Annotated in this window: 15 protein-coding genes and 1 pseudogene; 3 read left to right on the forward strand and 13 right to left on the reverse strand. The window is 66.5% G+C overall.

Annotated elements, in window-relative coordinates:
* Positions 1–5: 5 nt before the first annotated feature.
* Positions 6–2,378 (reverse strand): excinuclease ABC subunit UvrC, encoded by a 2,373-nt coding sequence (gene uvrC / locus EMO90_RS01220; protein ID WP_223849680.1) that lies wholly within the window; start codon positions 2,376–2,378, stop codon positions 6–8.
* A 101-nt stretch (positions 2,379–2,479) separates the two neighbouring features.
* The gene (gene uvrA, locus EMO90_RS01225; protein WP_150353493.1) at positions 2,480–5,467 is read right to left on the reverse strand and encodes an excinuclease ABC subunit UvrA; all 2,988 of its coding nucleotides are present in this window, start codon (positions 5,465–5,467) and stop codon (positions 2,480–2,482) included.
* A 147-nt stretch (positions 5,468–5,614) separates the two neighbouring features.
* On the opposite strand from uvrA, the gene EMO90_RS01230 reads away from it, so the two are divergent.
* Positions 5,615–6,553, forward strand: a complete 939-nt coding sequence (locus tag EMO90_RS01230; RefSeq protein WP_150353492.1) for an alpha/beta hydrolase — start codon at positions 5,615–5,617, stop codon at positions 6,551–6,553.
* Between the two features lie 50 nt (positions 6,554–6,603).
* Here EMO90_RS01230 and EMO90_RS01235 read toward each other — a convergent pair whose 3' ends face one another.
* On the reverse strand, positions 6,604–7,251 hold the full coding sequence (locus EMO90_RS01235) for a M15 family metallopeptidase (protein WP_223849679.1): 648 nt from the start codon (positions 7,249–7,251) through the stop codon (positions 6,604–6,606).
* Between the two features lie 278 nt (positions 7,252–7,529).
* On the opposite strand from EMO90_RS01235, the gene EMO90_RS01240 reads away from it, so the two are divergent.
* On the forward strand, positions 7,530–8,942 hold the full coding sequence (locus tag EMO90_RS01240) for an MATE family efflux transporter (protein WP_223849678.1): 1,413 nt from the start codon (positions 7,530–7,532) through the stop codon (positions 8,940–8,942).
* A 96-nt stretch (positions 8,943–9,038) separates the two neighbouring features.
* Here the strand turns inward: EMO90_RS01240 and EMO90_RS01245 are convergent, their stop codons facing one another.
* Positions 9,039–9,407: a metallopeptidase family protein gene (locus EMO90_RS01245; protein ID WP_150353490.1), complete on the reverse strand. Its 369-nt coding sequence runs from the start codon at positions 9,405–9,407 to the stop codon at positions 9,039–9,041.
* Between the two features lie 130 nt (positions 9,408–9,537).
* Between EMO90_RS01245 and EMO90_RS01250 the strand changes: the two genes are divergently transcribed.
* Positions 9,538–11,139 (forward strand): ABC-F family ATP-binding cassette domain-containing protein, encoded by a 1,602-nt coding sequence (locus tag EMO90_RS01250; RefSeq protein ID WP_150353489.1) that lies wholly within the window; start codon positions 9,538–9,540, stop codon positions 11,137–11,139.
* A gap of 438 nt (positions 11,140–11,577) precedes the next feature.
* On the opposite strand, the gene EMO90_RS01255 is transcribed toward EMO90_RS01250, so the two are convergent.
* The 9 genes and pseudogenes from EMO90_RS01255 to EMO90_RS01295 all read right to left on the reverse strand — a co-directional run bounded on the left by EMO90_RS01255 (position 11,578) and on the right by EMO90_RS01295 (position 20,724).
* Positions 11,578–12,345, reverse strand: coding sequence for a carboxymuconolactone decarboxylase family protein (locus tag EMO90_RS01255; protein WP_150353488.1), 768 nt, complete (start codon positions 12,343–12,345; stop codon positions 11,578–11,580).
* Between the two features lie 42 nt (positions 12,346–12,387).
* Positions 12,388–12,882 carry a MerR family transcriptional regulator gene (locus EMO90_RS01260; RefSeq protein WP_150353487.1) on the reverse strand — a complete coding sequence of 165 codons (495 nt, stop codon included), beginning with the start codon at positions 12,880–12,882 and terminating at the stop codon, positions 12,388–12,390.
* 156 nt (positions 12,883–13,038) lie between these two features.
* Positions 13,039–13,824, reverse strand: coding sequence for an SDR family oxidoreductase (locus EMO90_RS01265; RefSeq protein ID WP_150353486.1), 786 nt, complete (start codon positions 13,822–13,824; stop codon positions 13,039–13,041).
* A gap of 13 nt (positions 13,825–13,837) precedes the next feature.
* Positions 13,838–14,083 (reverse strand): DUF2442 domain-containing protein, encoded by a 246-nt coding sequence (locus EMO90_RS01270; RefSeq protein WP_150353485.1) that lies wholly within the window; start codon positions 14,081–14,083, stop codon positions 13,838–13,840.
* Positions 14,084–14,094: 11 nt separating this feature from the next.
* Positions 14,095–14,351 (reverse strand): annotated as a pseudogene (locus EMO90_RS12700) (DUF4160 domain-containing protein).
* Positions 14,352–14,363: 12 nt separating this feature from the next.
* A complete protein-coding gene (locus EMO90_RS01280) occupies positions 14,364–14,810 on the reverse strand; it encodes a cupin domain-containing protein (protein WP_223849677.1) in 447 nt (148 codons plus the stop codon).
* 1 nt (position 14,811) lies between these two features.
* The gene (locus tag EMO90_RS01285; protein ID WP_150353484.1) at positions 14,812–18,420 is read right to left on the reverse strand and encodes an ATP-binding protein; all 3,609 of its coding nucleotides are present in this window, start codon (positions 18,418–18,420) and stop codon (positions 14,812–14,814) included.
* Complete coding sequence (locus EMO90_RS01290; protein ID WP_150353483.1) at positions 18,404–19,186, reverse strand: DUF4194 domain-containing protein; 783 nt, start codon at positions 19,184–19,186, stop codon at positions 18,404–18,406. Before EMO90_RS01290 ends, EMO90_RS01285 begins: the two co-directional genes overlap by 17 nt.
* Positions 19,183–20,724 carry a DUF3375 family protein gene (locus EMO90_RS01295; protein ID WP_150353482.1) on the reverse strand — a complete coding sequence of 514 codons (1,542 nt, stop codon included), beginning with the start codon at positions 20,722–20,724 and terminating at the stop codon, positions 19,183–19,185. The genes EMO90_RS01290 and EMO90_RS01295 overlap by 4 nt, the downstream gene beginning before the upstream one ends.
* Positions 20,725–20,821 lie beyond the last annotated feature (97 nt).

A 20,821-nucleotide genomic window follows, 5' to 3' on the forward strand; every position in this document is an offset into this window, starting at 1 on the left:
TCGACTCACATAGTCTGCGCCTCGCCGGGCGAAGACCCGTCCGCCCCGCCTTCCCGGCCTTCCGTATGCAGCGCGTCGTAAATGGCCTGCGCCTTGGCATGTCCGATGCCTTTGATGGCTTCAAGGTCCTCCACACTTGCCGACCGCATGGCGCGCACCGAGCCGAACTCCTTGAGCAGCCGCTTCTGGTAGGCCTCGCCAATGCCGGGAATGCCGTCCAGCGCGGATCTGAGGGCACCCTTGCGACGGGTCTGACGGTGGTAGGTGATGGCGAACCGGTGGGATTCGTCGCGCACACGCTGCAGGAGGTACATGCCCTCGGATTGGCGTTTGAGGATGATCGGATAGTCGTCATCCGGCACCCACACCTCCTCGAGGCGCTTGGCGAGGCCGCACAGGGCCACGTCGTCCACGCCCGAATCCTCGAGCGCCTTGGCGGCGGCCATGACCTGCGGCTTGCCGCCGTCGACCACGATGAGGTTCGGCTTGTACGCGAAATGATGGCGATCGGTATTCTGCTGGACAACCGGTTCGACGCTCTCCCCCGCCGCGGAGACGACGGTGGTGGTGCCGGAACGGTCCGACTCCCCGGAGCGGGACGCCTGTTCGGCCCGCCGCTCGTTGTCCATGCTCTCGCCCGTGTCGCCAGCGATGTTGCCATGTCTGAACCGGCGGGTCAGCGTCTCGTACAGGGCGCTCAGATCGTCCACCGCGCCCTTGCCGTCCTTGCCGCGGATGGCGAAGCGCCGGTATTCGCCGCGCTTGGCGATGGCATCCTCGAACACCACCATGGATGCGACCTGGAATGCTCCGCCGACGGTATTGGAGATGTCGTAGCACTCGATGCGCAATGGCGCCTGATCAAGCCCCAGCGCCTTGGCCACATCGTTCATGGCGGCTGTGCGCGCACCCATGTCGCTGATGCGGCTCATCTTGGCCCGCTGGAGAGCCTGGGCGGCGTTCTCCGCGGCGCGGTCCATCAGCGCCTTCTTCTCGCCACGGCTGGCCACGCGGATGGTCACGGCCGCCCTGCGCAGACCGGACAGCCATTCCTCCAGCTCCCCGCGTCGTGCGGGTTCGATGGGCACGATCACCTCGCGCGGCACGGGGGCGATGGGTGCGAGCAGGTCGGCGCGGCCGGTCTGCTCCTGCCGCTCGTGGCGTTCGCGTGTGGCCTGGGCGCGGGATGTGGCGTCCACGGCGGTCAGGCTCTGCGTGGAGCCGATCGCGTCGCGCCGCTCGCGGATGGCGGTTGCCGCCTCGTCCCGTCTGGCCTCGCTGTCGGCATCCGAATACACCTGCACGATGAGGTCCGCGATGAGTTCGGCGTCAGTCACGTCCTCCACGCGTTCCACATCCCAGTTGCGTTCGCCTCGGATCGAGCCGTCGCGCACGTAGAACGCATGCACGGACGCCTCCAGTTCGTCGGACGCAAGACCGAACACATCGGCATCCACGTCCTGATCGAACACGACCGCGTTCTGCTGCATGACGGTCTGCAGCATCTGGATCTCGTCGCGCAGCCGGGCGGCCTTCTCGAATTCGAGTTCGGCGCTGGCCGCCTTCATGTCCCGCGTGAGCTGCGCCACGTACGACTTGCCGAGCCGACCGGTCATCACACCCACCAGACGCTCGCACATGCGGCGGTGCTCTGCGGGCGTGATGCGGTTCACGCAGGGCGCGGAGCATTTGCCGATCGACGCGAACAGGCAGGGGCGGCCCGTCACCTCCGCCTTGTGGAACACGGCCTCGGTGCAGGTGCGCACGGGGAAGGTGCGCAGCAGCTTGTCCAACGACTGCCTGAGCTCCCAGACCTTCGCATATGGGCCGAAATACCGGGTGTCGCGACGCTTTCGGCTTCGGGTGACCCACACGCGCGGATAGGCCTCACCGGCCGAGATGGCCAGATACGGGTAGGTCTTGTCGTCGCGGAACTGCACGTTGAACCGGGGGTCGAACTCCTTGATCCACGTGTATTCGAGGGTCAGCGCCTCCAGCTCGGTGCCCACCACGGTCCATTCGAGGCTGCGGGCCGTGAGCACCATGGTCTGCGTGCGCGGATGGAGCAGGTAGAGCGGCTGGAAGTAGTTCGTGAGGCGGTTGCGCAGGCTTTTCGCCTTGCCCACGTAGATCACACGGCCCTCGCCGTCCCTCCACTTGTATACGCCGGGCTGGGCCGGAATGTCGCCGGTCTTGGGGCGGAACAGATCGCGCGAGTCGCCGAGCAGCGGCGCGCCGTTCCTGTTCACGGCCTTGCCGGCGGCCACGTCTGCGGCCGCATCGGAGGACCCGCCAGCTTCCGCGTCGGCGTCCCGCAGCGCCGTCGCCGTTTTGCGCCAGGTCTCCGGGGCATGGCGTTCCAGCATGCCGGCGTTCATAGCAGTCTCCTTTGGAATTCAACCGTCTGGACAAACATCCGGGCGGGATGGCGGATCGACGCGCGTCCCGCCCATACGGCCACTTACGCGAGCACGGCCGCCTATGCGAGCATCGGCTTGAGGAACTTCCCGGTCCACGACTCCGCGCATTCGGCCACCTGCTCGGGCGTGCCCTCGGTGACGACCGTGCCGCCCCCGTCGCCGCCCTCCGGGCCGAGGTCGATGATCCAGTCGGCGGTCTTGATCACATCGAGGTTGTGTTCGATGACGATCACCGTGTTGCCCTTGTCCACAAGGCCCTCGAGCACCTTGAGCAGCTTGTTGACGTCCTCGAAGTGCAGGCCGGTGGTCGGCTCGTCCAGGATGTACACGGTCTTGCCGTCGGACCGGCGCTGCAGCTCGGTGGCGAGCTTGACGCGCTGGGACTCGCCGCCGGACAGCGTGGGCGCGGGCTGGCCGAGCCTGATGTAGCCGAGGCCCACGTCCACCAGGGTCTTGAGGTAGCGGGAGATGGCCGGGTACGCCTTGAAGAAGTCCGCGGCCTCATCGATGGGCATGTCCAGAATGTCCGAGACGGTCTTGCCGTTGTACTTCACCTCGAGCGTCTCGCGGTTGTAGCGCTTGCCGTGGCAGGTCTCGCAGTCGACGTACACGTCCGGCAGGAAGTTCATCTCGATCTTGATGGTGCCGTCGCCATGGCACGCCTCGCACCGGCCGCCCTTGACGTTGAAGGAGAACCGTCCGGGACCATAGCCGCGCACCTGCGCCTCGGGGGTCTTGGCGAACAGTGTGCGGATCTTGTCCCACACGCCGGTGTAGGTGGCGGGGTTGGAGCGCGGGGTCCGCCCGATCGGGTTCTGGTCGACGTGGATGACCTTGCGCACCTGGTCCACGCCCTCCACGCGCGTGTGCTTGCCGGGCACGATGCGGGCGCCGTTGAGCTTGTCCGCAAGCACCGGGTACAGGATCGAGTTGACGAGCGTGGACTTGCCCGAGCCGGAGACGCCGGTTACCACGGTCATCACGCCGAGTGGGAAACTCACGTTGATGTTCTTGAGGTTGTTTTCCCGGGCGCCCACCACGCGCAGCTGATGCGTTTTGCGCACCTTGCGTCGCTGATCCGGCACGGCGATCCTGCGACGGCCGGCGATATAGTCGCCGGTGATGGATCGGGGCGCGTCCACGAGCTTTTTGGCGGGGCCGGAGTAAATGACCTCGCCGCCGTGCTCGCCGGCGCCCGGGCCGATGTCCACCACCCAGTCGGCCTTTTCTATGGTCTCCTCGTCATGCTCAACCACGATAAGGGTGTTGCCCAGATCGCGCAGATGGTGCAGCGTCTCGATCAGACGCTCATTGTCCCGCTGATGCAGGCCGATGGACGGCTCGTCCAGCACGTACATCACGCCCACCAGACCGGATCCGATCTGCGTGGCGAGCCTGATGCGCTGCGCCTCGCCGCCGGACAGCGTGGCCGCGGCGCGAGACAGGGTGAGGTAGTCGAGGCCGACGTCATTGAGGAAGCCCAGACGCGCGCGGATCTCCTTGAGCACCTCACCGGCGATCTTGGCGGCGGCGCCCTCCAGCTTGAGCCCGTTGATCCATTCGAGCGCATGCGAGACGGACATGTCGCACACGTCCGCGATGGACCTGCCCTCCACGGTGACGGCAAGCACCTCCGGCTTGAGTCGCCGGCCGTGGCACGCCTGGCAGGGCACCTCGCGCATGTAGGACTCGTAGTACTCCTTCATGGATTCGGAGTCGGTCTCGTCGTGCCGGCGCATGAGCGTGCGGATCACGCCCTCGAAGCCGGTGGAGTACTCGCGCAGACGCCCCCAGCGGTTGCGGTACGAGACCTGCACCTCGAAGTCGCGGCCGTACATGATGGCCTTGCGCACATCCTCCGGCAGATCCTTCCACGGGGTGTCCATGGAGAAGCCCATGTCCCTCGCCAAACCCTCCAGCACATGGCCGTAATACTGCGAGGTCATCTTGGTGTTCGACCACGGCTCGATCACGCCCTGTGCCAAGGACTTGTCCGGATCGGAGATGATGAGTTCCGGGTCGATCTCCAGCTTGAAACCCAGGCCCGTGCACACCGGGCAGGCGCCGTATGGGGCGTTGAAGGAGAAGGTGCGCGGTTCGATCTCGTCCAGTTCGAGCGTGTGCCCGTTCGGGCAGCTGCGGTGCTCGGAGAACGGCCGGCGGCGCGCGGGAGAATCCTCCGGCTCATCCACGAAGTCCGCGACGACGGTGCCGTTGGCGAGCTTCAGGGCCGTCTCGACCGAATCGGTGAGGCGCTGGCGAATGCCGTCCTTGACCACGAGGCGGTCCACCACCACCTCGATGGTGTGCTTCTTCTGCTTGGTGAGCTTGATGTCGTCGCTCAGCTGGTGCATCTCGCCGTCGATGAGCGCGCGAGAATAGCCGTCCGACCGCAGCAGCTCCAGCAGCTCCACGAACTCCCCCTTGCGTCCCTTGGCCACGGGCGCGAGGATCTGGAATCGCGTGCGCTCGGGCATGGCGAGCAGGGCGTCCACGATCTGCTGCGGCGTCTGCGAGGCCACCGGCTCCCCGCATTCGGGGCAGTGCGGCACGCCGGTGCGCGCGAACAGGAGTCGCAGGTAGTCGTAGATCTCCGTGATGGTGCCCACGGTGGAACGCGGGTTGCGGTTCGTGGTTTTCTGGTCGATGGACACGGCCGGGCTCAGGCCCTCGATGAAATCCACATCCGGCTTGTCCATCTGGCCCAGGAACTGGCGGGCGTATGCGGACAGCGACTCCACGTACCGCCGCTGGCCCTCGGCGAACAGCGTGTCGAAGGCAAGGGACGACTTGCCCGAGCCGGACAGGCCGGTGAACACCACCATGCGGTTGCGCGGCACGGCGAGGTTCACGTTCTTGAGGTTATGCTCGCGGGCCCCCTGGATGGTGATCTTGAGATCGTTGGGGATGTGCGAGATGTCCGCCACAAGCGAGGTCTCGGTGCGCTTCATGGGCGCGCGCCTGATCTCACGCGTGAGGAACGAATCGCTGGTCATGACGCGCTCCACCACCACGTCGCCGCTTTTGCCCGTCCGTCCCGTCGCCATGCATCCTCCCATCTGCTGCAAGTCTTCGAACAGCATACCCGGAAACCGGACAAATTTCGAACGAATGTTCGATGGCGTGTCGCGAAGCGGGTCATCCGCTCCCCTTCACGCGCACGCCGACTACAGTGGGTGCGCAGGAGGTTCGAGATGGCGATTGATGCACCGGATTGGGTCAGGAACGCGGCGATCCGCGCGTTCGCGCTGGTGGTGGACAAGGGCGTGGCCGACCGTGCCGGCCGTCTGCGCGCGCCCGACGACGTCGTAATGGAGGCCCCTGTTTTCTACGCCGGCGATCGCGACCCCTCGCACCGCCTCGAGATCATGCGCCCCGCGAATGCGCCCCGCCACGCCCCGATGCCCCTGATCGTCGACATCCACGGCGGCGGTTGGATCCATGGCCATCTGGACGTCAACCGCGCCTATTGTTCGCGATTGGCTGAACGGGGATTCGCCGTGGCGAACGTGGACTATCGCAACCAGCCCGACACCGATCTGCGCGGTCAGGTTCGGGATCTGTTCGCCGCGCTGCACTGGCTGGCCGATCATGCAGGCGACGAGCGTCTGGACAAATCCAACGTCTTCCTCACCGGCGATTCCGCAGGCGCGCATCTGGCGCTGCTCGTGTACTGCGTCAACGCGTCGGCCCGCCTTCGGACCATCTTCGGCGTTGAACCGGAGCCCCGTCTCGCCATCCGCGCGATCGGACTGGCCAACGGCGTCGTGGAGGGCACATACCGGGCGGATCCCCCCAGCCCGCTGCTCGCCGTGGCCGACCGGGCGCTGCTCAAGGTCATGTGCGGCGGAGACCCGAACGCCCCATGGCGCCCGTACCGGTCGTACGTGCGGTTCGCGGCCGGCGTCGACCTGCCACCCATGTTCGTCATGACCGGGCTGGCCGATCCGTTCTACGACCAGAGCGCCCGTCTGCTGTGCTATCTGCGCGGCCGCGGCATCGAGTTCGAGGAGCTGGTCTGGCCCAACGACCGCCGGCTCGAACACGTGTTCAACATCACCGAAGTGGATTGGGAGGAAAGCCGGCGCACCAACGCGGCCATGTGCGACTTCTTCGCGCGCCACCTGGGTTAGGCCTACGTGGGTCAGACCTAATGGTCGACGCCCGCATACTCCTCAAGCGTCTATCCACTGGCGAACATGGCCTTCGCCGCGTCGGCGCCGACATACCGGTAGTGCCACGGTTCGTACCCATTGCCGGTCATGGCGGAGCCACCGTCCGGGCAGCGCAGGATGAGCCCGTAGCGGTATGCGTTCGCCGCCAGCCAGCGGTATACGGCCCAGTTGGCGTCAGTCGCCCTGCCACGCGCGTTGACGTCCACGGCCAGGCCGATCTCATGCTCGCTCGTTCCGGGAATCGCCACCCACTGCTCCGCCTGCACCCTCGCCGCGGCGTCGGGCAGGCCTTTGCCGCGGTATTCCGCGACTTTCTCGTCCATCAGGCGCTGCTGCACATCGCGTGTGCGGAAGCCGGCCGTCACTTCCGGGTCGAGCCCGTCCGCGCGCATGGCGTCGAACATGCGTTGCAGGTCCGGATAGATGCGCGCATCGACCTGCTGACCGTTGCGCAGCGTGGTCAGTTCCGTCTGCGGGTATTCGGACGGAATCGCATGCCATCGGTTGACAACGATCAGGTTCCACCGCGCGGGATCGTATGCGGCGGCGGTCCGCTCCCGCGCGAATGGCGTCCAATGCATGAAACGCCCCGCACATGACGCCGCCAGGGCCACCGCGGCCACGCACACGATGAGCACGGCCGCGCGCCTGATCATCGCGGTCCATGCGCGGCGCATGCGAAAGACGGCGAATGACTGCGCCGCGTGCCCGCCACAGGACCCCGTCATCCCATTCGCATCCTGCGATCGCATTTCGGCTCCTTCCCTCCATCGGATTCCATCGTGGTGCCTCCACGCTATCGGCCGCAGGCAGTGGCCTCAATCAACCGAAGGAATGATCCGGCATGCCCCGCCGCGTCTACCCTCATCCTCGGGGATGATCCCCATGCGGCGGAACACGCCGGCCGAAGCCCACCTCGCGTACAATGCCCTTCGTGACGAAGACGCAATCGACGCAATCAGGGCAACCGGCGACGCAGCCGACGCAATCCACCCGAGGGACCACCGCCAACACGGACCTCGGCACCAAACCCATCGGCCGGCTTGCCGTCTCGCTGGCGATCCCGGCGGTGGTGGCGCAGGCCTGCAACGCGCTGTACACGATCGTCGACCGGCTGTTCCTTGCGCACATCCCCGACGTGGGCGACCTCGCCATGACCGGCGTGGGCGTGTGCTTCCCCATCACGCTGGCCGTCTCCGCGTTCGCCATGCTGGTGGGCATGGGCGGCGGGCCGCTGTCCTCCATCGCTCTGGGCCGCGGCGACCGGGACTTGGCGGAACGATACCTCGGCACGTCCGTGGCGGCGATCGTCGCGATCGCCCTCGCGCTGCCCACCGTCCTGCAGATCCTCAAGGCGCCGATCCTCACCCTGTTCGGCGCGAGTCCGGCCACGCTCCCCTACGCGGTCGACTTCCTCACCGTCTACCTGTCCGGCACGATCTTCGTGCAGCTGTCCCTGGGGCTCAACACGTTCATCACCGCGCAGGGCCGTGCGCGCGTGGCCATGGTGTCGGTGCTGATCGGCGCGCTGAGCTCGCTGGCGCTGGATCCGCTGTTCATCTTCGCCCTGGACATGGGCGTGCGCGGCGCGGCTTTGGCCAACGTGATCGCGCAGGGCCTGTCCGCCCTCTGGGTGCTGCGGTTCCTCGCCTCCCAGCGCAGCGCGATCCGGCTGCGCATCCGCAACATCCGGTTCACCCGCATGCTTGGGCCCATGCTGTTCCTGGGCGTCTCCCCGTTCATCATGCAGATCACCGAATCCGTGATCCAGGTGGTGTTCAACTCGTCCCTGCAGCGCTACGGCGGCGACGCCTACGTGGGCGCGATGACGATCATGACGAGCCTGATGCAGCTGATCTTCGTATTCTCGCAGGGCATTTCCCAAGGCGTGCAGCCGATCATCGGCTACAACTACGGGGCCGGGCTGTACGATCGCGTGCGCCGCGCCTACCGCGGGACCATGGCGGTGCAGGTGGCCATCAACTGCTCGATGACCACCATGTTCGCCCTTTTCCCCGCGTTCTTCGCCTCGCTGTTCACCTCCGATCCGGCGATCGCCGACGTGGTGACGCGCACGCTGCCCTACTTCGTGTGCGGCATGGGCGTGTTCGGCATCCAGAACGTGGTGCAGTGCGCGTTCGTGGGCATGGGTCAGGCCAAGCCGTCGCTGTTCCTGGCGATCTTCCGCAAGCTGATCCTGCTCGTGCCCTTGGCGCTGGCGCTGCCGGAGCTGGGCTTCGGCACGACCGGCGTGTTCGTGGCAGAGCCGATCTCCGACATCACGTCCGCGCTCACGGCCGGGGCGCTGTTCGCTTGGTATGCCAGGCGGCTGCTGCAGGAGGATTGAGCGGACCGTCCGTCCGACCACGGAAGGCCGGTATTTCCGGGCGGACCGTTGCAATTCCGGGAGTCGGTCCGACAATGCCGGCCTTCCGTGGTCGGCTCAATACCCGTGCGCGTGCAGGTACTCGTCATCGAAGCCGAAGTAGTGGCCAAGCTCGTGCAGCACCGTGGTGCGGATCTCGCGGACCATCTCGTCGCGCGTGGCGCACAGGCGCTCGTGCGGGCCCTTGAATACAGTGATGACGTCCGGCATCACGCCGCCGTACGCGCTGGTACGCTGCGTGATCGGCACGCCCTCGTACAGGCCCAGCAGCTCGCCGTCCGGATCGCACATGGAATCCATCTCCCGTTCGTCCGGCTCGTCGGCCACCGCGATGCCCACATTGTCCAGCGCGGCGCGGAACCGCTCCGGCACCCCGGCGAGGGCATCCTCAACGGCTGATTCGAATTCGGCGTCGGTCATATGCATGCCGACCATGGTAGCCGACGCACCGAATCGGTCGAACGGTTCGGTATGATGGACCGTTGGCATATTGTCGGCGCACGGCCGCAGGAATCAGTGGGCGGCCGCGGAAACACAGGAAGCGAAGGGTTGGATTATGGCGATTGATGCACAGGGTCTGGAGATTCAGATCGGCGCGCGCACGTTGCTGCATCCCTGCGACTTCCATGTGGCCAAGGGCGACAAGATCGGTCTGGTGGGCCGCAACGGCGCCGGCAAGACCACCCTCACGCGCGTGATCACCGGGGATCTGCTCCCCACCTCCGGCAAGGTGCGCGTCTCCGGCAAGCTCGGCTACCTGCCGCAGGACACGCATGCCGCGGACCCCACGCAGTCGGCGCTCGACCGCATGATGAGCGCGCGCGACATCTCCACGATCATCAGCCGCATCCGCAAGGCCGAAAAGGAGATGACCGACCCGGATCCCGACGTGATGAGCAAGGCCATGAACCGCTACGACAAGGCCATGCAGGACTTCGACAAGGCCGGCGGCTACGCGGCGCAATCCGAGGCGATCGCCATGGCGAACTCGCTGGGTCTGCCGCAGGAGGTCATGCAGCAGGAGCTCGGCACCCTCTCCGGTGGCCAGCGCCGACGCATCGAGCTGGCCCGCATCCTGTTCTCCGACGCGGACACGCTGATCCTCGACGAGCCCACGAACCACTTGGACGCCGATTCGATCGAGTGGCTGCGCGGCTACCTCAAGCGCTTCGAGGGCGGCTTCCTGGTCATCTCCCACTCCACCGAACTGCTGGACGAGGTGGTGAACAAGGTGTGGCATCTGGATGCGCAGCTCGGCCAGATCGACATGTACTCCCTAGGCTGGAAGGCCTACCTGCACCAGCGCGTGGTGGACGAGGAGCGCCGCCGCCGCGAACGCGAAGTGGCGGAGAAGAAGGCCGATCGCCTCATGAAGCAGGGCATCCGACTGCACGCGAAGGCCACCAAGGCCGTGGCCGCGCAGAACATGATGCGCCGCGCCGAAAAGCTGCTCGAAAACACGTCCGAGGCGCAGAGGAAGGAGAAGGTGGCGGACATCCGCTTCCCCGAACCCGCGCCCTGCGGCCGCACGCCCATCATGGCCAAGGACATCTCCAAGGCGTTCGGCTCCAACATCGTGTTCGCCGGCATCAACCTCGCCATCGACAAGGGCTCCCGCGTGGTCATTCTGGGCTACAACGGCGCCGGCAAGACCACCACGCTGCGCATCCTCGCCGGCGTGGAGGAGCCGGACACCGGCGAAGTGGTCTACGGCCACGGCGCGAAGATCGGCTACTTCGCTCAGGAGCACGACACCCTTGATCTTGATTCCACCGTGCTGGAGAACCTGCAGCACGTGGCCCCGGAACTCAACGACACGCAGGCCCGCTCCATCCTGGGCAGCTTCCTGTTCTCCGGCGATGACGCGATGAAGCCGGCGCGCGTGCTCTCCGGCGGCGAGAAGACCCGTCTGGCCCTCGCCACGCTGGTCACCTCCCGCGCCAACGTGCTCCTGCTCGATGAGCCCACCAACAACCTCGACCCCGCCTCCCGCGATGAGATTTTGAAGGCCATCGCCAAGTACGAGGGCGCAATCGTCCTCGTCACCCACGACGAGGGCGCTGTGGAGGCCCTCAACCCCGAGCGCGTGCTGCTCATGCCGGACGGGGATGAGGATTTGTGGAACGACTCCTACCTCGAACTGGTGGCTGAGGAATAACGGAGCGTCGTCCGCGTTGCCCCTCGGTCGACGTACCCTCGTACGCCTTCCCTCGGTGCGCCTTGACGCCGCACACGTTATTCCTCAGCCACGGGCGGGATTCGGAAGAATCGTCCGTGCTGCTCCTCATCCACGGCCGAAGCCCGGGTATGCCAAAATGAGCAAATCCACCGGCCTACACTTCAAATCAGCCCTGAATCAGCCCGTAGAACAACGGATCCGCTCACTTTGCAACTAGGACAGCACAGAATGAGCGAATCCGATGCGGTAGAACTCCAAATCAGGCCACCACACATTGGATCCGCTCATTTTGAAGTAAACACGTCACAGAATGAGCAAATCCGATGGCTAGCAGGTCCCCAAAGCGCGCCGCCACACTGGATTTGCTCATCCTGCGGTATGCCCGTATCAGAATGAGCAAATCCGGATGCGTCCGCGTTATTCCTCGGCGCTCTTCGCAGCCTCGTTGATGCAGCGGATCGCGTTGAGCGTGCGCGGATAGCCGATGTACGGCATGCACTGGGAGACCACGGCGATCAGGAACCGCTTTTCGTTGCCCACCTTCAGGTTCGCGCCGGCGTGGGCCGTGAGCTGCGGCTCGCAGCCGCCCTGCGCCGCAAGGAAGCACAGCGTGATCATCTCGCGCTGCCGGACGGTCAGACCGCCGCGCGTGTAGTAGTCGCCGAAGCAGTTGTCCGCCAGCCACTTGTTGATGTGCCGCGTCTCCTCCGGACCTGACTGGGCGAAGCCGCGCATATGCTCGCCGAAGATGCTGATCTGCGCCTTCTCCCCCGCCTCGGCGCGCGTTTCCGGCGTGACCGTGCCCTGGGCCGGCAGCGGCAACGCCACGTTCATGGCGCCGAGCACCTCGTTGGTTTTCTTGAGGAACGGCAGCACGCGGCCGAAGCCCAGATACGCCACCGCCTGGTAGACGATCTCCTTGGTCTGAACGCCGCTGACGCCGGATTCGAACGCCACCGGCAGCATGAGCTCGTAGTCGTCGATGCCCTGGCATCCGATCAGCGTGGCCAGGATGGCCATTGCACGGGTCGCGTCGTCCAGATCCGGATGGTTGGCGCCCGGCTCGTTGAGCACCTCGTCGTAGGCGAAGCGGGAGAACAGCTCCACGAATTCGGGGTCGGTCTCCTGCAGCGTTTTGTCGCTGTTCCAGAACCTGTTCATGCGGGTTTTCAGTTCATCGAACATGGTTGCGTTCCTTTCGTGCGATTCACGATCTGCGATTCTCGATCATTCCGCCTGCGCGACCGGCGAACCGGTCTTGGGAGCCTTGCCTCCCACCTGCATGCGCTTGACCCGCTCCACGATGTCGCGGTTCTCCTCCAGCAGCCGCTCGGCATCGTCCTCGCGCCCCTCGGCGATGGCCCGCCAGTACAGGGTTTTGAACGATACGTACGCCTGCTGCATGCGGATGGCCTCGGCCTTGGCCGCAAGCCTGAGGGATTGGGCGTCAAGCAGCTCCATCTGCCGCCGGGCGCCTTCGGGACCGTCGAATCGGTTGCGCAGATACGCGCGCATCGATTCGAGCGGCATGCCCGTGGCGGCCAGGCACGACACGATGGTCAGGGCCTCCAGATCGGCGTCGGAGTAGGCGCGGTGTCCGGAGCTGGGGTCGCGCGCGATGGGATCGATGATGCCGATCTGCTCGTAGTAGCGCAGGGTCGATTCGGGCAGGCCCGAGATCATCGACGCCTCGCGGATGGTATGCCAGGTGGTGGTGCTCATGGTTCGTACTGTAGGAACTTCAAGTGCTTGAAGTAAATCGGCGACACGCGGGGCGGACTGCCCGCCACAGCTGTTCAATCGATCCATAAAACAGTTTGCCCCGCTGTTATGCATATGATCATAGCAGTGGGGCAAAAACCCATGAATTCCAACGCGTCAGCGCTCGCGGTACACCTTGGTGTAGGAGCCCTCCGCGCGCGGGCGGACCACGATCTGGTCGATGTCCACAGTGTCCGGTTGGCCCAGCGCCCACGTCACGCATTCGGCGATGTCCTCGGCCTTCAGCGGGCTGGGCACGCCGGCATACACGGCGGCCGCGCGCTGCGCATCTCCGCCAAAGCGCTTGAGCGAGAACTCGTCGGTCTCCACCATGCCGGGCGCGATGTCGATCACGCGCAACGGCTCGCCGATCTGCTCGAGGCGCAGCACACGGGCCATCACACGCTCGGCGAACTTGGAGGCGCAGTAGCCGGCGCCGCCCTCATACGGCTCGATGCCGGCCGTCGAAGAGATCACCAGCACCGTGCCGCCGCCCGGAGCACGCTTCAACCCCGGCAGCAGCTTCTGCGTGATGCGCAGCGTGCCGATCACGTTGAGCTCGTACATGCCCCGCCAATCGTCCAGACTGGCCGTGGCGACCGGATCCTTGCCGAACGCGGCACCGGCGCAGTTGACCAGCGCCTTGACCGGCCCACCGGCCAGCACCCGCTCCACGGCGGCCTGCGTGGAGGCCTCGTCGGTCAGATCGCACACCACGTAGCTCGCGGCCGGGCCGACCTCCTCCACCAGCGCCTTGAGCTTGGCCTCGCGGCGGGCCAGAGCCACCACGGTCCATCCGGCCTTCACCAGTGCGCGCACGCTGGCCGCGCCGATGCCGCTCGACGCCCCGGTCACCACCGCGCGCTTGGCGGACGCGGCACCCGCTTCAATCACATCACCCATCGCAAACCTCCATTCAGCTTTCAACCATATCGGAACGCACTCGCTCCGCGGCGATGTCAGCGCCATTCGGCCATGTGGGCACGCCAAAGGCGATGAACACCCTGTTGAACTCGTCAGGATCGGACAAAGCCCGGTAAACCGGCTGCTTCATGAAAGGAGACATGTCGAACACTCCCCTTGCCCCATCCGAACATGCAACCTTCAGCCGATGCTGCGGCATCGGCTCCACGCTTGTCACCGTAACCAATTTGGAAACCATAGGATTTCTCCCTACCTCAAGGGCTCGATGCGGAAGACCGGCTCACCGGCCTGCGCGATCTCCCAGTTGGCTTTCAACTCATCCTGATGCAATTTTATCCACGCCACAACTAGCCTCTCCTGTTCCGCGGCAGCTCCCCTTCATCCAAGGTACCGTCGAACAGATAAGCGGCCTCGAACTCGCCATACTTTGCATGGATATGAGGCTTGGGATGATCGTTGTAGTTCATCGTGATGATGATTCCAAAGAACATGCTGATAACCGGCATCGTCAGCTCCAATCAACCCCGGTTGTCGAACATGGACAGGACCATCTTGCTCGGCTCGACCGCGTAGACCGTGTGCGGCAGGCGCGTGCCAAGATAGACCACGCCGCCGGGCGCAAGCTCCACCTCGCGGCCCTCGGCGCCGATGCGCAGGAGGCCGGAAAGCACCTGGATCATGACCGGCATCGCGGCCGTGTGCTCGGTGAGCACCTGATCCCTATCGAAGGCGAACAGGACCGTGCGCAGCCCGTCCTCCTTAAGGACGGTGCGCGAGACCGTCGCTTCGGTCTGGATTTCGATCATCGAGGCCAGATCGGCGATGTCGACCATGTGGGGCGCGTCGGCCTCCGGCGCGGGAGCCGCAACCGGCGCACCCGAACCCGAGCCCGGCCCGTGACCGCCATGCTCCCCGTGGCCGCATCCGCATGCGCCGTCGCAGCGGTGATCGTGTTCGTTGGCCATGTCAAACCTCCTTGGAACGCACGGGCGCGGACTGTTCCGCCCCGGGATGATCGGAATGATCCGTCCCCTGCATTGTACCGTCGGGACCGTCCTCCTTGGGGCTGTCGGGTCCGTCCTCCTCGGGGTAATCCTCGTCAAGCCCGTCGAGCACCACCTCGCGCAGATCGGACAGGTTGGTATCCGGATCGCGCCGGGCGACGTACGCCTTGGTTGCCACCTCGAGGATCTCCGCGGTCTTGCTTTCCGGCGCGGAGACGATCACCTGGAAGCCCAGGCGCGGCAGCACGGACAGCGCGCGCTGCGTGTACCGGCCGTCGGCCTTGATGAGCGCCTCATCCAGGAACAGCGTGGTGTAGGTGGGCCGGCCGATCACGTCGCCGCCGAGCAGGTAGATGAGCGCCGCGCCGTACACGAACGACGTGAGCTCCTGCAAGGCGCCGCCGGACTTGCCGCCGGTGGAGGTGATGCGCTCGTCCGGTCCGCTGGCGTGGTGGACTGTGGCGTAGAACCGGGAACGGCAGCGCGGGTCGAGGTTGCGCGCGCCATAGCTCTTGATGCCGTTGGCGTCGCGCACCTGGTCGAGCTCCTCGCGCAGACGGTCCACCAGTCCCTTGCATTTGGCGAAGGCCTGTCGCGCGTCGCGCGCATCGGTATGATCCGCAGCGGCCCCTGCGACCGCCCCGGTGCCCGCGCCACCCCGCCCGGCCTTCCAATCGGCCAGCATGCGCATCGTGCGCCTGAGCAGGCCGGAGAAGGCGGTTTCGGGCGCGCGCACGTCGGCGCCGATGGACAGCCTGCCGTGCCGCGGGCCGAACGACTGCCCGTCGAGCATGGCGTTGATGCGCTCCAGCTGCTCGCCGATGCCCCGCGCGTCGGTGTCGATCGCGCGGCCCAGCTGCGTGAAGTCCATGAGCATCTTGTCCAGGCAGTTGGCGTACTCGTCGTCGGTGGCGTTCACCGCGGTCAGGCGCGCGAGGCTTTTCAGCTCGTCGAGGTAGTACTTGTAGTCCTTCACGCTGGCGGTGAGGGCGTCGTCGTCCGGCGCATACCACTCGATGTAGTCGGCCATCTTGGATTCCACGGCCGCACGGACCGCGTCCGCCTGCGAGCGCAGCGCGGCGATCCGCTGCCCGATCGCGGTCCCGATGGCAGCCACGGCCCGATCGGCGAACCGTTCGGTGGTCCCGTCGCCGGCGTTCGCCGCGGAGACGATCACATGCGCGCGGTCCTCCGGACGCAGCACGCCGGCGAAGTTGCGCTCGTAGGCCTGGGCCAGATCATCGGCCACGTCCCGAAGCGGATCCCGCCCCGCCGATTCGTCCGCCGCGGCCGTGCCGTCGGCCGCCCCCGTACCGTGCGCTTCGAGCCACTCCCGTTCGGCGTCGATCGTGCGCTCTGCGGCCGTGCGGGACAGCGCGAGCCTGGATGCCTCGGTCTGCGCAGCGGTCATCCTCTCCGCCGATTCGCGCTTCATGTCCAGCAGGTCCGCGAGTTCGGGATCGTTGCGCACGGCGTCAATCCGCTCCTCCACGTCGGCGACGCGAGTCTGAGCAGCCTCCACATCCACCTTGTCCCAGGGCGTGTATGCAAGGGCGCCGGCCAGTTCGCGGACGGCGTGCAGCGTTTCGATCGCCGCCTTGGCATCCCGGTAGCGCCCGTCCGCATCCTGCAGCCGCCGCTGCGCATCGTCGGCCTGCGCGCGCAGATCGGCCAGATACGTCTCGTTGGCGAAGCCGATCACCGCGGCGATGCCCTTGGTGCCGTGCCAGCCACGTGTGCCGGATTTGAGCTGGCCGTCGCGCTGGACCTGCCGGGTCTGGCGGTCGGCGTCGTCGATCGCGTCCACGCATTCGGCGTCCAGACGCTCGGAGCAGGTCTGCGATCTGAGCCACCCGACGAACGGGGAGTCCTCGCGGTAGCGCAGCTTGCCGGACATCCAGCCGTCGTACGGTTCGTCCTCGTACCGGGCATCGGTGTCCACGAACGTCCAGGTGCGGCGGGTCATGAGCTTCGGGTCGATGGCGCTGACCTTGCGTGCGAAGCCCCGCTCGTGCCGCTTGTCCACGAGGATGGTCTGGGCCAGCTGTCCGTAGACCACGTTCATGGCGGCGCGCCATTCCTCGGCGTCCTCGCGCACATCCATGAGCTCGGCCGCGTACGGCAGCTCGTCGGTTGTCAGTCCGGTGGCCTTGGCGAGCAGCGCGCGGGCTTCGTCCATGGACTGGGAGATGCGCGTGCGCTGGCGGCTCTGGCGTTCGTAGTCCCGCTTGAGCGTCTTGAGGTCGCGGTCGGCCTGCGAGCGCTGCCCCACGGCCGCGTCCCGTTCGGCTTCGAGTTCGTCCATGCGGCGGTCGGCGTCGGCCGTGTCCGTGGTCATGCGGCTGCGTGCCTCCTGCCATGCCGTCCCGTCCGCGGGCATGGGTTCGCCGGCGTCCCGGAATCGCGCGGCCATGCGGTCGCGTTGCGCGCGGGTTTCCTCCAACAGGCGGTTCTCCTGTGCCAGTTGGGTTTCGAGCCGTGCCAGATTGCCTCCGTCGTGGCCCTGCAGCTGCGCCTCGATCTGGACCAGGCGGTCGCGCAGATCGTCTGCCTTGCGGGCGGCGATGCGTTCCGCGTCCGCCAATCGGCTTGCCTCGGCCTCGTCCAGGGGCAAACGGTCGCGCACCTCGCCGGCCATGCGTTCGAACGCCCATGCGCGGATCGCCGACTTGCCTGTTTCGCCGCTCGGGTCGACGGGATCGTATGCGCGCAGATGCGCCACGGCGTCCGCGTAGTCGCCGTAACGGGTCTGGATGTCCGTGAGGCGCGCGATCCGCTTGGCCTTCTCCTCCATGGCCCGGAAGTTCTCGTCGTAGCGGTCCCAGTCGTCCACCGCGGCACGGGCGAGCTCCAGCGCGTCGGGCACGCCGAGCACGCCCTGCTTGAAGATGTCGTCGAGACGGGATGGCGCGTCGGCCGACTGGATTTTGTGCAGGAGCCGGCATGCGCCCTCGCTCAGTCCCATCACGCCCCAGATGTGCGCGTGGAAGGCGGCGGCGTTGGGGAAGGTGGCGCAGCCGGGGTATGCGGCCTTCAGCTGCGCGGGCGTGAAGGGCGCTTCGCGGAACCGGTCCATGGTCCTTGGATCGAGCGGCCTGTCCCACACCGCGTACTGGCGTCGCACGTCCCCGGAGCCGTCGCCGGCCGTGAGGTACAGAAATTTGCCGCAGGAGAGCGTCTGTCCGGTGGTGCGGTTCGAGTAGACGTCCACGATCGCGCCCCACACGGATTGCGGGGCCCCGTTCCCGTCGCGCCCCCTGAGGAAGATCGGCTCATCCCCGTCGCCGTAGCCGAGCATACCGCGCAGGTATGTGTAGTCGCTGCGCTCGGAGCGTCCGGAGTTGGAGGCCTTGTTGAACGGGGTACCGGTGGGATACAGCAGGGAGATCTGCGCGTCCACGAGCGTGGACTTGCCCGATTCGCTGGCTCCGGCGAGCAGCGTGACCGGCATGGTTCGGTCCATGGACGGTTTGAATTCGTGGTAGCCCTCGTAGGAGCCCCAGTTGACGATCCGGCGACTTGAAAGCATCCACCGGTCGGCGATCATCGCCATTTCATCGCGTTGTGCCATCGGCGTCACTCCCCGTTTCCTCGTCGTTCTTCGCGTCATGTTCCGCATCATCGGATACGTCCGGCTCCCCGGCGTATCCGGCCGCATCAACCGCGTCGGCACTGTCCGTGTCAACTGCGTCGGCACCGTCCACGTCAGCCGCGTCGGCACCGTCTGTGTCAACTGCGTCGGCATCGTCCGCATTCGCGGCGAGCCATGTTTCGGCCAGCGCGCGGTCCAGCACCACCGGCACGAGCGGCGTGATGCGGAACATGCCCTCCTCGTCGCCGGAAGGGTCCAGATACCCGTGCGTCGTGGCCACGGAGACGACCGCGACCACCTTCCGTGCCACGCCCTCCTCGTCGTTGCGCGCGGCCAGATACCCCGCGCCTGTGGTCAGGGCGGCCCGAATCTCCTCGAAGCTGACCACCCATTCGGCCGGCTGCGCGTGCACGTTCTCGTAGTCCAGCACGCGGATGCGCAGGAAGGCGAGCAGCGCGGCCTCCTCGCGGGTCAGGCTCGCGCGCGTCTTGAGCGAGCGGATCGGCGCGTCCGCGCCGCCCGCCGGGGTGGCGTACATCACGTGGTAGCGCGTGTTCACCACCAGTTCGAGCATGTCGTTGTTGAGCGACCGGATCACGTCGTCGCGGTTGTCCTCCACCACCTCGAACAGGTCGCCGGTGATGTAGCGGTCGCGTTTGAGCGCGATGGCGGCCATGCGCGCGGCGGCCGGCATGTCGCTGGTATCGCCCTCGAACAGGGCGTTGGGATTGGCGATGTCGCTCATGCCCGTTCCTCCGTATCCTCGGTCGTGCCGTTGCGCACGATGTCCTCCAGTTCCTCCGTCGTGGCCATCACCGGCCGCGTCAGCCACACGCGCGGGCTGCCGTCCAGCGACACGCAGCGCCATGCCACGTAGTCGCCGCCCGCATCCACCGCCAGTCCCTCCAGGAAGCCCACGATCTCGCTTTCGCGCCGTTCCTTCGCCGGCAACCGGTTGAAGCTCGCGGCCATGTCCACAAGCCCGCCGCGCATCACGGGATTGCGGCGAATCAGCCCCGCCATGCGCGCCAGACGCGGGCCGCCCGTCTCCAGCATGGACCGGATGTCCCTGAGGCCCTCGGCCGGCCCGCCGCTGCGGTCGTGCAGCTCGGGCGGGATGTCCCGGGTCAGAGATTTGGCGGGGCGGGTGGGCAGAACGCCCAGGCGCGCGAAGGACACATCGGTGCCGTACGGCTCGTCGGGGGCGTCCGGATGGGCGCGGGCCTCGGCGTTGAGCTTGACGAACAGCCTGTTAAGCGTGGAGAGCATGGTTCTGTAGCGGGTGTCGGTCTGCTGCCGCACGAGCCGGCTGACCGCCTCGTCGGACGCGCGCATCTGGCGGCGCACGTCCTCGATGCCGTCGTAGATGCGCGCGAGTTCGGACTTCACCTGCCCCAGCAGCGCGCCCGGCTCACCCGTCAGATACGGGGTGCGCGCGATGTCGCGGATCGCCTCGTCGATCTGCTTGCGGCCCTCGTCGGTGACGATCACCTGGAAGGCGTCCTCGAACCGGCGTCCGGCGTCCGATTCGCGGAACGAGCGACGGTAGTCCTCGTGATAGGCGGTCAGGATGTCGTCCACGCTCATGTTCCCCGCCTGCATGCGCCGGCGCAGCGCATCGCCGTTGTCACGCTCGGTCAGGGCCAGCTCGCGCAGGTCGATCGGCACGCCGCGCAACGTGTTGTGCACCACGGCGATGATGTCCTCCACCTGGTTTTCGTTCAGGCTGCGATCGTCCTCGCCGTTGAGGATCCGCTTGATCTCGCGCTTGTTGGCCTTGATCTCCCGGTTGAGCAGCGCGATGCGCTCCAGCGGGTCCTGGGTGAGCCGTATGCGCGCGTGCTCGATCTCCATGATGATGGAGTTGGCCTGGGCGCCGGACAGCGTGCGCGTGGTGTCCTCGAGCCGGGACAGCGCTTCGATCGCGCGGTGCGCGCGGGCGGTGAGGCGGTAGAGGAACCGGTGCGAGGCCACGTCGAGGGAGTTGGCGAGCCAGGCGTAGTCGCCGTCGCCCTCACGGGTGAGCTCGGCGAGCACCCCGCGTGCGGCGTCGGCAAGGGTCTGGTCGTCGCGCAGCGTGTACTCGCCGGCGTCGATGAGGTTGCGCAGACCCTGCGCGAGCCGCTCCTCCAGCACCTCACGCGTGAGCTCGCCGGTCAGCGGATCGAACGAGGAGCGCAGCAGGGCCACATACATCATGGAGTTCTGCCGCAGCAGCAGACGGAGCACGCCCGTCTCGTAGACCGGCCGAAGCCGCTCCATCTCCCGTCTCACATCGGCCAACGCATCCTCTTTCCACTGCCGTTTTTACCTACAGCACGCTAGCATATGGGCTCCTCATACGGGCCGATCCGGTCCAGCCGCGGTCCTGCGGCGATGT

The organism is Bifidobacterium vespertilionis (assembly GCF_008698145.1).
Taxonomy (GTDB): Bacteria; Actinomycetota; Actinomycetes; order Actinomycetales; family Bifidobacteriaceae; genus Bifidobacterium; species Bifidobacterium vespertilionis.